Source organism: Pseudomonas sp. S3E12 (assembly GCF_001702295.1).
GTDB classification, from domain to species: Bacteria; Pseudomonadota; Gammaproteobacteria; order Pseudomonadales; family Pseudomonadaceae; genus Aquipseudomonas; species Aquipseudomonas marginalis.
Genome location: NZ_MBDT01000032.1, coordinates 419,454 through 433,147, shown reverse-complemented (window position 1 = coordinate 433,147; position 13,694 = coordinate 419,454). Strand labels below are relative to the sequence as shown.

Genomic DNA, 13,694 nt, shown 5'->3' with positions numbered 1-13,694 from the left:
CCGGCGATAAGGCCCCCAAGCCTTGCCGATCAACCGGGCGCCTACGAGGCATCACATTGATACCCATTTTCGACAGGAGTCATTTCTGCCATGCACGCTATCGCCTTGCGTTTTCCCCTGCTGCTGGCAGTCACCCTGCCGCTGCAGGCTTTTGCCACCGATACCCAACTGCAAACCGTGACCGTGCAGGCAAGTGCCAGCGAGTCGGATGACGACGCACTGCCCACCCGCCCGCCGACCTCAGTGTACGGTGGCACGGAAACCAAAGTGCTGGACACGCCGCGCTCCGTGGTGCAAATCAACGCCGAGCAATTGGCGAGCGGCGCGATCCATAGCGCCGACGACCTGGTCAAATATGCGCCCGGCATCACTCGGGGCGGCGGGCAAAACGCGGGTATCGCACCGCAGTTTCGTGGCCAGGGTTCGGAGATTTTCCAGGACGGCCAGCGTGGTTACGCCGTGCGCCACCCCGCCAACTTCAACGCCTATGAAGGTGCGGACATCGTTGCCGGCCCGTCCTCGGTGACCTACGGCTCGGTATCCGGCAGCGGCGGCTACGTCAACTACCTGAGCAAGAAACCCGACTTCAACGCGTTCAAGACCAAACTCAGCGGCGAGCTGGGTTCGTGGGTTCCAGACGGCACCTCACGCAGTTCCAACAAATTCAGCATCGACAACACCGGGCCTCTGAGTGACAACCTGGCCTACCGCATGAGCATCACCAAGCAGCGCCAGGAGGACTTCTATGACAATGTCGAGAACAATTTTGACGCCTTCTATGGCGCGTTGGCCTGGCGCAACGACAACGTGCGCGTCGACTGGAACGCCAGCTACGACAATTACTACGACTACAACATCACCCACGGCTGGAACCGCGCTACCCAGGACCTGGTGGACAACGGCAAATACTACGCCGGGCGCGCCACGCCGATTATCCAGAACGGCAGTACCCTGTGGTCGCCGGTGCTGGCTTCGGGCGCCGCCGATGCGCCAACACTCGGTTGGGTAAAACGCCAACGCAACGCCCAGGGCCAATACAGTGTGGTCGACGGCAGCTTCCAGACCGCCTCACCGAATACCCAGACCAACCCCGGCAGCCTGCGTGGCTGGGTGTATGACCCGACGCTGGCGGGCAATGGCGAGCAGTCGCTGTCATCACAGACCGGGCAGCGCAAAGAGGACGAAAGCAGCTCGCGGCGCTTTACCACGCAACTGCGTATCGAGGCCGACTTGTCGCCGACTATCACCGTAGCCAACAGCACTTTTTATGAACGCTCCAAGGACATCACCGATGCCGTGGGCGCATTCCAAGTGCAATCGAAAGACAACATTTTCGATAACCGCTTCGAGTTCCGCTCGCGCAACGAGACCCAGCTGGGCGGCTGGACCCTGCGCGATGACAGCAACACCGGGCTGATCTACCGCCGCGAATTCAACCAGTCGATTGCTGCGAACAACAGCTTTGGCTCGACCATCAATGCCTATGACCTGACCCAGAACCCTTCCGGTAAAAACCCCGGCGACTTGCTCGGCCTCGACGCCAGCAACCCGGCCGGCGGCAACGGCGCGTGGATCGGACAACCCGGCGTGCCGCAATACTCCAATTACTACGGCTGGCTCAACCTGCCGCCCATGTATGCAGCTGGGCACGGCCTGTACGCCGAATCGGTGGCGCCCTACACCGCTGAAAGCACCTGGACCACCAAAACCCTGTTCAGCCAGCACAACCTCAAGTACGGCGAGTATTTCGGCTTGAATATTGGCGCCAGCCGCAGCTGGATCGAGGCCGAGATCGACAACCCGTTCGTACTCGCCGGTGGCAACCGGCGCAAGGACAGCGACAATTACCGGCTGTTTGCTTTCCAGGTCAGCCCGTATGTAAAACCGACTGAAAACACCACGCTGTACTACACCTTCGACCGCTCGTTGGCGGTCAACACCGGGTTCTTTTCCAACGGCCTTGGCTGGGGCAGCGGCAGTGGCGCCAACCAGCTCAACCCGCTGGCGTTCCAGAGCTTGAGCGTGCTGCATGAAGTCGGGGTAAAGGTCGAAGCAGTGCCTAACCAGCTGTTCATGACGTTGGCGGCGTTCAAGCAAGCCCGCGACCAGGCACCTGACAGCAATAACAACATCGCGCGGCTGATGATCAAGGGTGTGGAAGCCACCGTGCGCTATCAACCGGACGACCACCTTCGCAGCGGTCTGAACCTGTCCAAGCTCAACGCCTATAACGAGTTCACCTCCCAGGCCGGATTTGCCTCAGCGGGGTTCATTCCCGACAACGGCACAGTGTTCGGCGATAACAATAGCCTCAACCAGCGGCCGTCCGGGCGTTTCGACGCGGTGCAGATTCCTGAATACACCGCCAGCGGGTATGTCGACTACCGCTTCGACTCAGGCTTTGGCGCCGAACTTTCAGGCTGGTGGACCAGCAGTTGGTACCTGAACCTCAGCAAGACCGTAAAGATCCCGAACGAATACAATCTCGATCTCGCCGTGTACTACCGCCAACCGCAATGGAGCACCACGTTACGGGTGCTCAACCTGACCAATGAACTGAACTTCGTCAGCGGACTGGCCGGTTCCACCAACACTTTTTTGCAACCCATGCCTGGCCGCACCTTGTTGGCCCAGGTCGACTATCAATTCTGATCCGCACCAGGAGCACGTTATGTCTATCGAATTTGTCGGCATGATTTTCCCTCGCCAGTGGTCCGAAACCCGTGGCGTTCGCAGCCCGGATTTCGACCTCGACTTTATCCGTCACCATGCCCGCGCCCATGAGCATGCAGGCTTCGACCGTGTGCTGATCGCCAGCGGCCCCGGCAGTGCCGACAGCCTGCAAATTGCCGCGTATGCGGCGGCGCACACTGAGCGATTGGGCTTCATGATCGCCCATCGCCCCGGCCTCACCGCGCCGACCGTCGCTGCCCGCTCGTTTGCCACGCTGGACCATACCACTGGCGGCGGGCGCATTCGCTTGCACGCGATTACCGGCATTACCGCCGAGCCACAGGAAGGCGACTTTCTGCTGGACAAGACCGAACGCTACAGGCGCACCGATGAATATCTGGAGATTGTGCGACGCACCTGGACGGCCGAAGAGCCGTTCGATTTCGAAGGTGAGTACTTCAACATCAAGGGTGCGTTTTCACCGGTCAAACCGTTGCAACAGCCGCATATTCCAATCTCGTTTGGCGGCTCTTCCGACATTGCCTATCAGATCGCGGTGAAGCATGCGGACCTGTATGCGCTGTGGGGCGAGCCATTAAGCGGCGTGGCTGAGCAAATTGCCAAGCTGAAGGCGGCAGCATTAACAGCGGGTGTTGAAGCGCCACGGGTCAGTTTGTCGGTGCGGCTGATTTTGGGGGCAACAGAGGAATTAGCCTGGCAACGCGCCGAGCAGATCCTGGAGCAGATCAAGGCCAATCCACAGTTTGCGGCGGGCAGTCCGTGGCAGAAGCGGCTCAAGGGCACCGGCTCCGAACGTCTGTTAGCGGCGGCGGCGTTGGGTGATCGTCATGATCGCGCGCTATGGATGCCGACGGCGACAGCAGTGGGCGCTTATGGCGATACCACCGCGCTGGTGGGTACCCCGGAAACGGTGGCGCAGGCACTGCTGGATTATGTGGACCTGGGCGTTACCACGTTCTTGAATCGCGGTTATGACCCGCTGTACGACACCGTGGATTATGGGCGGTGGATTATCCCCGCAGTGCGTGAAGAGGCGTTGCGGCGCAAGGCGAAAATTGCTTAACGACGGCTGAAGCCATCGCCGGCAAGCCGGTTCCTTCAAGGGGTTTGTGTACCTGTAGGGGCCTGCTTGCCGGCGATCACTGTGCAGCGGAGCCATTCACCCCAACGACGGCGAATGCTCCAGCAACGTGCGCGTATAGGCCGCCTGTGGTTGATCCAAAACATCATCAACGGCCCCCTGCTCCACCACCCTTCCGACCTTCAACACCAGCACCCGATCAGCAATCGCGCGCACCACGCCCAGGTCGTGGGTGACGAATAACATCGTCAATCCTTCACGCTGTAGCTGGCGCAGCAGGTCCAGGATCGACGCCTGTACCGATACGTCCAATGCCGAGGTGATTTCATCGCAGATCAGCAACCTGGGCTCGCACAACAGCGCACGGGCGATGGCCACTCGCTGGCGTTCACCACCTGACAGGCTGTGGGGATAGAGGCCGGCGACTGATCCCGGCAGTGACACACGCTTGAGCACGGCTTCCACTCGCTCCCGTGCTGGCGCCCCTTTTACGCCGAAGAAATGCGCCAGTGGCGCGCTCAGAGTCTGGTACACGGTTTGCCGTGGGTTCAACGCGCGATATGGATTCTGGAAGATGTATTGAATCTGGTGGCGCAGGCCTGCATCGCGCTGGCGGGCGTGCAACGGTAAATGCCGGCCGGCGTAGTCCAGTGCCCCCTCGGCATTCTCCCCAAGGCCAGCAATAGCCCGCGCCAGGCTGGTCTTGCCCGAGCCCGACTCACCCACAATCGCCAGGCATTCACCCGGTTGCACCTGCAGCGAGACATCGAACAACACCTGCCGGTCATAGGCGACGTTCAAGCCTCTGACCGACAACAGTGACCGCTCTACCCGGCCCTTCAAGGCCGCAATTGGCGCGAGTGCCTTGACCTGTAACGCCTGATCGTGAGGCGCCAGGCAAGCCACCCCACGACCGGCCGCGTTCATCTGCAATAACGGCTCAGCCACCGCGCACCCAGCCGTAAACCGCTCACAGCGCGGCCCGAAACTGCACCCCTGGGGCCGACGCCCTGGCGCCGGTGCATGCCCGGCAATCGCCGTCAATTCGCGCCGTCCCGCCACATCCGGAATCGCCGCCAGCAACCCTCGGGTATAGGGATGGGACGGTCGACTGAACAACTCATCCCGCGTCGCCGTTTCAACGATGCGCCCGGCGTACATCACCATCACCCGGTCCACCAGGTCCTTGATCACCGCCAGGTCGTGGGACACATACACCGCCGCTACGCCCTGGCTTTTGCAAAGCCGACGCAGCGTGGCGAGGATATGCGCCTGGGTGCTGACGTCCAGCGCAGTGGTTGGCTCGTCCAGCACGATCAGGCGCGGGTGCAGCACAAAAGCCAGCGCCAGCATCACCCGTTGCTGCTGGCCGCCGGACAGTTGATGGGGAAAGCGCCGCAGAAACCCGTGATCGTCCGGCAAGCCGACATCACGCAGGGTCTCGATGAGGCGCTGCTGTTGCGCCTCGCGGTCAAGCCCGGAAGGATGCGCCGCTAAGGTCTCACGCAACAGGTGACCGATGCGCAGTGCCGGATTGAGCGCGGTGGCCGGGTCCTGGGCGACATAACCGATCAGGCTGCCACGAGCACGGCGCAAGGCGTCGCCTTCCAGGCTCAACAATGCCTGGTCACCTACGTGCACCTGTCCGCCCACAATCCGTGCACCGCGCCGGGCATGTGCCAGCAACGCAGTCGCCAAGGTGGTCTTGCCCGAGCCCGACTCCCCCACCAAACCGAGAATTTCCCCGGCAGCCAGGCTGAACGAGATTCCCGACACGACATCCACATGCCCCGGCAATTCCACCCGCAGGTCGCGGACCTGCAACACCCCGGCTTCGATTTCGGTAATCACATTCATGCTTGTCTGTCTCCCAGCCTTGCGCTGCTGCGGCCGATGCCTTCAGCCAAAATATTGGTGCCGTAGGCAAACACACCGATCAGCACCGCCGGAGCCAATACGGCCCAGGGTTGCACCAGCAGGCCGGCCTGGTTTTCATTGATCATCAGCCCCCAGTCAGCGGTGGGTGGCGCCACGCCGTAGCCAAGAAAACTCAGGCCCGACAGCATGCCCACGCCCCAGGTCAGCATGTTGCCGAAATGCACCAGCAGCGGCGTGAGGATGTTCGGCAGGATCTCCTTGAACAGAATTCGGCGTCGCGAATAGCCCATCATTTGCGCCGCTTCAACGAACTCCTGACCTGCCACTGCTACCGCACTCGCCCGCGCCAAACGGATAACGCCCGGTATAAAGGCGATGGAGACTGTCAGCACGATCAACCACGGTGCGCGCCCCAACATGGACACAATCAGCAGCACCAGAATCAGGTCGGGGAACGCCAGGGACACATCCGCCGACCAGGTAATAAACTGATCCAGGCGCCGACGCGACAAACCCGCCAGCAACCCCAACGTAGTACCCACCGCCAGTGCAATACTAGCGGCTGCGACCGACATCCACAGCACCGACAAACCACCGCTGAGCAACCGCGACAGCACGTCATGCCCCAGGAAGTCATACCCTAGCCACGCGTCACCTGAAGGCGCGCCGTAGACAGGACCGACCATGTCCGTCGACCCGTGAGGTGCCAACCAAGGCCCTGACAGCGCCACGGCCACCACCAGCAAAGTGATCAACGCGCCCTTACGTGTTTGTGGTTCGGCCAACCATCGACGGGCACTCATGCATCACCTCGGGAGCGGCGCCACCACGGGGTTATTCCCCTTCGGTTGCGTTGAATCAGGGTCACCCGCCGTGCGGTGCGCAGCTTGGGTGTAAGCAGTACGGTAAATAGGTCGGCCAGTAGGTTGATCAGCACCACCGCGAGGGTGATCACCAGCACAATCGCCTGGATCATCGGCAGGTCGCGCATCTGGATCGCGGCGTTCAGCGCGGTGCCGATACCGGGATAGCTGAAGATGACTTCCGCCAGCACGGCGCCTCCGATCAACGTACGCAAGGTCAGCGCCACACCCTGGATCGCCGGTACCAGCGCATTGGGCAACGTGTGGCACCAGACAATCCGCCGCTGCGGAATGCCGCGTAGCCTGGCGGCAATCACGTAGTCGGACTCCTGGGCCTCGATCACGGCGGCCCTTACCATGCGCGTGAGGTACGGCAATGCAGTGAGGCTCAAGGCGAATATCGGCAATACCAGCGACTTGAGTTGGCGCAGCAGCGACAGGTCGGGATCCAGGATCGATACCGCGGGTAAGAAATCCATATGTGGCATGGAAAACAGCAATACCAGGCCAATCGCCAACAGAAACCCCGGCGTGGCTTTCAGAAAGATCAGCAACGACAGGCTCCAGCGATCCAGCCAGCTGTCGCGTCGCAATGCCAGGGCCACGCCAAGGGCCAGTGCGCCAGGCACTACCACGGTGATCACTCCGACTAGCAACGCCAGTGTGTAGCCCAAACGCCCCCACAGGATGTGGCTGACCGGCGCGTTGGAGTCCAGGGAAACCCCGAGGTCCCCGCACAAGACGCTGCCGAGCCAGCGCAGGTATTGCCACAGGATTGGCTGGTCGAGCCCCAACTGGTGTTGCAGGGTAAGGATGCTTTCCAGCGGCGCGTCCGGGCCGAGGATCACCCCCGCGGGGTCGGATGGCAGTGCCTGAGTGGCGATGAATACCACCAGGCTGATAACCCAGGCCGTCAGCAGGCCGTAACCCAGGCGCCCGATAAACCATGACAACCAAGCAGGCGTGCGTGGAGGGTTGGTAGACGGCTCAAGCATGCTTCAACCACAGTTCGTCAAACCGCCAGGAAGCGAAGGTGGTCTGCTCTGGCGCCAAACCGCCGACCTTGACCGAGGCAGCGTCCAGCACATCGTTGAAGCCCCAAATCAGCAATCCGCCGCGCTCGTGTTGAATCTGCTGGGCCTCGTGTACCAGGCTTTTACGCAACTCCAGGTCTGGCTGCGCAAGGGCCTCACGGTAGAGGTCATCAAAACGCGGGTCATGGAAGTTGCTGCGGTTGTAGATCGCCAAAGGCGCGTCGTTGTGCAGTGCCGAGGCCAGGAAACCCCGGGCCGGCGTAGAACCCGGCGACACTTGCCACTGCTCACGCTGCGGGCCGTTGAACACAGCGCCATCCACTTGGCTCACGCGTATCTCGACACCGGCCTTTTTCGCTTGCTGGGCAAGCACCAGAGCGGCGTTCACACCGGGCCCAGGCGTGGTGGTCAGTTCCACGCGCAAATCCGTCTGCCCGGCCTGACGCAGCAGCGAACGGGCCTGCTCCAGATCATACGGCCGCTGAGCAATCGCATGGTTGTAGGTGGGATCGTGAGGTGAATACAGGTCATTGGCAACGCGACCGAAACCGTTAAGGCCACGGTCCACCAGCTCTTGCCGATCCGCCAGCAAGCGAAACGCCTGGCGCACCCGCACATCATCGAAGGGCGGCTTGGCCAGGTTGAGATTGAAACCGGTAAACGAAGTGCTTGGCGACACGCACAACGACAAGCGTGAGTCGGCCTTGAGCAACGCACTGTGCTCGGCCTGCACACCGCTGGCCACATCGATCTGTCCGGCGCGCAACGCGGCAACACGGGAGACCTGGTCCTTGAACTCGATGATTTCCAGCTCATCGGCATAAGGCTGGCCGGGTTTGTAGTAATTCTCAAACCGCGTGTACAACGAGCGCTGGCCCGGTACGAAGCGCTTGAGCTTGTAAGGGCCGGCACCTACCGGATTGGTGATGGGGTCATAGTCGGTGGGGACGATGCCGCCAAAGCTGATCAGGGTTTCATCCAGAGGGAAGAAGCTCTGGCCTTGCTTGAAGCGGATTTCGATGGTGCGCTCATCCAGCTTGCGTAAGGCATTGCGATCAATGGCACCGACCAGGCCGGCAAACGGCGATGCCAGCTTGGGATCGGTAAGGCGCAACAACGAAAACAGCATGTCGTCAGCGCCGATGGTCTTGCCATGGTGAAACTCCAGGCCCGGCTTGATGCGGATAGTCCAGGCACTCGCGTCGGCATTCGGTTCGGCGAACTCGGCCAGGGCCAGGCGCGTGCTGACATCGGTGTTCCATTCCCAGAACTTGCTGTACAGCGCCCAGCCACGAATGATCCCGCCGCCCACCGGTTTATGCGCATCCAGGTTGCCGGACTGATCGCCATCGATAATGCCAACGCGCAGGCGTCCACCGCTGACGGGCTTAGCGCTCAGTACGGCGGCACCTTGAGTCGTCGCGCCGCTGTCGCAGCCGCCCAACAGCAGACCACCGCCGATGGCCAAGCTGTTGCCGAGAAACACCCGGCGGGAAAATCCATCACTCATGGTTCAAGCCTCTTGGCGCTGCGGCGATTTTTGGCTGACACCCAGGCGCGGCGCTTCAAAGCCATGGTCCAGGTCCAGCAGTGGGAACAGCAGGTCGGCCACGCGGTGGGCTTCATCGATCAGCGGGAAGCCAGACAGAATGAACGCGGAAGTACCCTGGGCTTCGTATTCGCGGATGCGCTCGGCGACCTGTTCCGCGCTGCCCACCAAGTAGGTACCGGCGCCCGGCCCGAGGATATTGAAGCCGAACAGGCTCGGGCCAAGCCATACGTTAGGATAGATCTCCAGCTCACGCGCGGTCGGCAAACGCCCGGCGCGAATGGTCTCGACGTTACGCTGGGTCTGTGGGTCGTCGCTGTGGAAATCTTCCAGGCTCACACCGGCCGGCAACTGGCGCTCGATGGCGTTGCGCGCAGTTTGCAGCGAGGTGCGTTGCAGGAGTCTTTCGGCGTGGGCCCAGGCTTCTTCCTCGGTCTCGCGCACGATGATTTGCAGGCGTGTGCCAAAGGTCAGTTCGCGGCCGATCTTCGCCGCTTCAGCGGCGACTTTGCGAAACTTGTCGCCGAGTTTTGGCGGAGTGTTGGCGAAGCTCAGATACACGTCGAGCAATTGCACCGAATGCTCGACGCCGGGCCCTGAGGTTCCGGCGCCCCACAACGGGATGCCCGGCTTCTGGTAAGGCGGATGCCAGCCGCCCAGTGGATGGTTGGCTGCGCCCGGCGAACGCGGTGCGAGCTTGACGTACTCACCGTCATAGCCACGCGTGTCGCCGGCATAGAAACCCTGGAATGCCCGCCAGTATTCCAGGCTGAAGGCGTATCGCTCGTCATGCGGGTAGTGCACCCCAAGTGTCGCCAGGCCCGCGTCATTGCCATTAACCACGTTGAACAGCAGGCGGCCATTGGAGAACTGGTCGAAGGTCAGTGCCCACTTGGCCAACACCGCTGGCGATAACTCGCCCGGGTGCTGCGCCACCAGAAAACGCAGGCGCTGGGTGGCGTCGATCAACGACGCGGCCACCGCCAGGCTTTCATTGGGGCTGGAACCGAGCAGCGAACCGTAGTAGCCCAGGCGATCACTGGCCACGGCGAGCTGCTTGAGGTGCTGGAAATCAGTGTTCCAACGGCCTTGAGGCTCCCATGGATAGGGGCCATCGGGCGTGGTCAAGTACCAAAGAATTTTTACAGCCATAAAAAACATCCTGGAAATAGAGAACCCTGTGGGAACTGGTAAGGCGTTAACGGCGGTCGATGGCCGGGACCAGGCCCAGTGCCGTGGCTTGTTCGAACAGGCCGCTCATTTTCCATTGCTGGGTCAACACGCCCGGCCCGTAGGCCCGTGAGCCACCGAGTGCATCGGCAAGCAATTGCAGTTGTGCGCCCTCCTCCAGCAACAGGATGAATTCGGCGGTGGCGCGCAGGCCTTGCTTGCCCCACACGGTGGAGCCGCCATTGGCCTCCAGGATCGCCAGGTTGAAGGGGTTCTCAGCGATCTTGTCGAGGATGAAATCCACTTCCTGCTGGCGACGGTCGATATACACCGGCAGTTCACGGGCCAACTGGTAGCGCTGCACCGGCACGTAATGGAATGGCAAGGTGCGGTGGGTCTGGGCCCAGGCGCCCAGGTACGGCGAATGCACGTGGGACACGGTGGTCACATCCGGGTGTTGCTGGAACAGCTTGGTGTAGCGCCCCAGGCCGCCCTTGCCCTTGCCAAAAACCACGTTGCCGGCAAAGTCGGTAACCGTGGCTTGCAGCGGTTTGCGGTAGTTCCACGGGCCTGCGTAGTTCACCGATACCAACAGTTCCTGGCCAGGTACGCGCTCGATAAAGCCGACCGTCCCAGCGGCGGTGATGGTGTTTGTTTCACGGAACACGGTGAAGGCTTCTTCTGCTTCCAGCAGGACCTTGTCGATGAAGGTTTGCAGTTCCTGGCTGATCGGTTGTGTGTGGGCAATGGCAGTCATGGGGATTCTCCGGATTCAGGCGCGGCGCTTGGCCAACAGTTCATGGGCAGCTTGCAGGGGGCGCGGGTCGACCCAGTCAGCGATGGCAAAATCGCGCTCCAGGAAGCCGTGCAGGTAGAGGAAATCTTTCTGGATATCGAGGAATTCCAGGCGCTGGGCAGACAGGTCCGGCGCCAGGGTGGTGTGGAAATCACCGCGATAAGCCTCGGCCACACCGGCACTGCCGGCGCGAGTTTCTTCTTCTAGAATGGCGTTCAGGCTGTCGCGGTTGTTGGCCGCCCAATCGGCGGCGCTGAGGGTTTGCGCGAGAAAGCGCACCACCAGGTCAAAGTGGTTGTCCAGCAGGCTCTGGTGAACGGTGATCGGACGCGGCGTGCCGTTGTTGATGCGGTAGCGCGGCTCGGCGATCAGGTCCAAGTCGATCCCCACCACCAGCCCCAGGCGGCGTGCGGCGTCGGCCGCCGAAGCGCCCTTGACGTAAACCGCATCCACCTCTCCACGCACCAGGTAATCCAGGCCGGACCACAAGCGCTGCAAACCTTGCTGCGGGTCAGGCGCTTGTTCCTGGTCCTGCAATGCCACTTCCACCAGTTCCACATCATCAAATCCCAGTCCGGCCAGGCTCAATGCGCCCTTATAGCCATGCAGGCTCATGGCGCGGGCGATGCTGCCGGGACGGCTTTCACCCCAGGCTGGCAGGGCCAGGCGCTTGCCCCTCAGGTCTGCGGGACGGGTGATGCCGGAGTCCGGGCGGACCAGGATGGTCTGCCATTCCTCGATCCAGGTCAGGCCGATCAAGCGGCTCGGCGCACCCGCAGCACGTGCGGCCAATGCAGGGACGTTGCCGCCTTCGCGAAACAGCCCCGGCAAATCGTGATCGTAGTGGTGCCGGCCCAACTGACGCGCCTCCTGCAAGGTGGACACCGGCAGACCGTCGGAGGCGAACTCCTCGCTCAACCAGCCCAGCTTGTAGGCGATGCCGGACGCAGTCGGCACCGGGCAACGGGTAAACCAGATCTGCTCAAGCTCAGGCGTGGGCAGGACAGCGGAAAGGGTCATGGGCAGCTCCATTAAATTGGGCAAGTCAGTAAAGGGGGGTATTGCAGAGGGCGTGCCAATCGCTCAAAGCCCCGGTTTACAAGGGCATCGAAACAAACATCCAAACGCGACTGCTGGCCTGCCAACAGCACTGCTGCTCTTCCAGCAGCCGTTTCACGACGCTGCTTCCCCAGCAGCAAACCGACGCGTCCCTTCCCCCATACAGCAGGGTTTTGCTCGTTGGCGCAGAACTTGCTCAAGCCCTCCCAACACCAACCTCCCCGCAGGAGCCGGCTTGCCGGCGATGTTCGTCAACGATGACGCACAGCCATAGAGGAACGGGGCAAACCAAAGGATGAATGAATGACAACGTATGAACAGGCGCCCGCCCGCCACCTGCACAGCGAAGCCGAGGCCATCGCCGCCGCCAGAGAAATCGCCGTGGAGATCGCCAGCATTGCCGCCGACACCCAGCAAAATGGCCAACTGCCCTGGCGCCAGGCGCAATTGCTGTCCGAAAGCGGCATCACCGCCATCGGTGTACCCAAGGCCTTGGGCGGCCTGGGCGCATCAGTGCAAACCATCGTCGAAACCGTGCGCATCATTTCGGTGGCCGACGGCGGCGTCGGGCAATTGCTGCAAATCCACAATGTGATGCTGCGCGGGATTTTCAACGGTTACCCGAATGCGGTACGCGATCGGCTGGTCAGCGATGTCCTGGCTGGCAAGCGTTTCGGCAACGCCCTGGCGGAGGTAGGCGGCAAGAACAAGTTCGCCCTCAAGACCCGCGTCGAACGCCGCGAGGACGGCGCCCTGGTACTCAATGGCAGCAAGTTTTACTCCACGGGCTCTTACCTGGCCGAATGGATCTCCCTCACGGCCGCCTCGGATGACGGCGGTGCCGGCGTACTGCTCAACCGCAACACGCCAGGCCTGACCCTGGTGGACGACTGGGACGCCTTCGGCCAGAACAACTCGGTGAGTGGCACGGTGAACTTCGACAATATCGTGCTGGATGAGGATTTTGTTTCACGCCGCAAGGGCCCAATGAAGCGTACCGGGTTGACCTTCCCGCAGATCCTTCACGCGGCCATTGATACCGGTATCGCGGCCGGCGCGTTGTCGGCAGCCGTCGACTACCTCAAGCACAACGCTCGACCGTGGGTGGAAAGCGGCGTAGACCATGCCAATGAAGAGCCGCACATCATCAAACAGATTGGCGAATACGCCGTGGCCCTGCGCGCCGCTGAATCCCTGCTGCGCGATGCGGCACGGATATTTGACCGCCATGAGCAAGACCCGGAAAACAAAGAGCTGCAAGACGAGCTGATCCTTTCGGTGGCCACTGCCCGTGCCCATTCGGACAGCGCCTCGCTGAAGATCTCCAGCGATATCTTCTCGCTGCTGGGGGCCAGTTCATCGCTGAGCAAATGGAACCTCGACCGCTTCTGGCGCAATGCCCGGGTGCACACCACCCACGACCCGATCCGCTGGCGCCTGCACCATGTGGGCAACTACTACCTCAATGGCGTGGACCCCGGTGAATACACCGCGATCCTCAACGCCAAGGAAACCCAGGGCGCTACGCGCAAATAAATCACCGTAGGGTGTTGTGTGTGCCCCTATACGC

The 13,694-nt window shown here is 61.7% G+C and carries 10 protein-coding genes; 3 read left to right on the top strand and 7 right to left on the bottom strand.

Annotated elements, in window-relative coordinates:
* Positions 1-90 precede the first annotated feature (90 nt).
* Together BB029_RS26250 and BB029_RS26245 are read left to right on the top strand one after the other, a co-directional pair.
* The gene (locus tag BB029_RS26250) at positions 91-2,652 is read left to right on the top strand and encodes a TonB-dependent receptor plug domain-containing protein (RefSeq protein WP_065941402.1); all 2,562 of its coding nucleotides are present in this window, start codon (positions 91-93) and stop codon (positions 2,650-2,652) included.
* A 19-nt stretch (positions 2,653-2,671) separates the two neighbouring features.
* The gene (locus BB029_RS26245; protein ID WP_065941401.1) at positions 2,672-3,757 is read left to right on the top strand and encodes an LLM class flavin-dependent oxidoreductase; all 1,086 of its coding nucleotides are present in this window, start codon (positions 2,672-2,674) and stop codon (positions 3,755-3,757) included.
* 96 nt (positions 3,758-3,853) lie between these two features.
* Here the strand turns inward: BB029_RS26245 and BB029_RS26240 are convergent, their stop codons facing one another.
* Genes BB029_RS26240 through BB029_RS26210 form a run of 7 tightly spaced genes read right to left on the bottom strand, consistent with a single transcriptional unit; the run spans position 3,854 to position 12,085 of the window.
* Positions 3,854-5,632, bottom strand: coding sequence for an ABC transporter ATP-binding protein (locus BB029_RS26240; RefSeq protein WP_065941400.1), 1,779 nt, complete (start codon positions 5,630-5,632; stop codon positions 3,854-3,856).
* Entirely contained in the window at positions 5,629-6,456 is an 828-nt protein-coding gene (locus BB029_RS26235) for an ABC transporter permease (protein ID WP_065941399.1), read from the bottom strand. The genes BB029_RS26240 and BB029_RS26235 overlap by 4 nt, the downstream gene beginning before the upstream one ends.
* Entirely contained in the window at positions 6,453-7,511 is a 1,059-nt protein-coding gene (locus tag BB029_RS26230; protein WP_065941398.1) for an ABC transporter permease, read from the bottom strand. Before BB029_RS26230 ends, BB029_RS26235 begins: the two co-directional genes overlap by 4 nt.
* Positions 7,504-9,060 (bottom strand): ABC transporter substrate-binding protein, encoded by a 1,557-nt coding sequence (locus BB029_RS26225; protein WP_065941397.1) that lies wholly within the window; start codon positions 9,058-9,060, stop codon positions 7,504-7,506. Before BB029_RS26225 ends, BB029_RS26230 begins: the two co-directional genes overlap by 8 nt.
* A 3-nt stretch (positions 9,061-9,063) precedes the next feature.
* Positions 9,064-10,251 carry an LLM class flavin-dependent oxidoreductase gene (locus tag BB029_RS26220; RefSeq protein ID WP_065941396.1) on the bottom strand — a complete coding sequence of 396 codons (1,188 nt, stop codon included), beginning with the start codon at positions 10,249-10,251 and terminating at the stop codon, positions 9,064-9,066.
* Positions 10,252-10,297: 46 nt separating this feature from the next.
* Positions 10,298-11,026, bottom strand: a complete 729-nt coding sequence (locus tag BB029_RS26215; RefSeq protein WP_065927638.1) for a class II aldolase/adducin family protein — start codon at positions 11,024-11,026, stop codon at positions 10,298-10,300.
* A 15-nt stretch (positions 11,027-11,041) separates the two neighbouring features.
* Positions 11,042-12,085 carry an ABC transporter substrate-binding protein gene (locus BB029_RS26210; protein WP_065941395.1) on the bottom strand — a complete coding sequence of 348 codons (1,044 nt, stop codon included), beginning with the start codon at positions 12,083-12,085 and terminating at the stop codon, positions 11,042-11,044.
* A 342-nt stretch (positions 12,086-12,427) separates the two neighbouring features.
* Here BB029_RS26210 and BB029_RS26205 point away from each other — a divergent pair, with 342 nt between their 5' ends.
* Complete coding sequence (locus BB029_RS26205; protein ID WP_065941394.1) at positions 12,428-13,660, top strand: acyl-CoA dehydrogenase family protein; 1,233 nt, start codon at positions 12,428-12,430, stop codon at positions 13,658-13,660.
* The last annotated feature ends 34 nt before the right edge of the window (positions 13,661-13,694 follow it).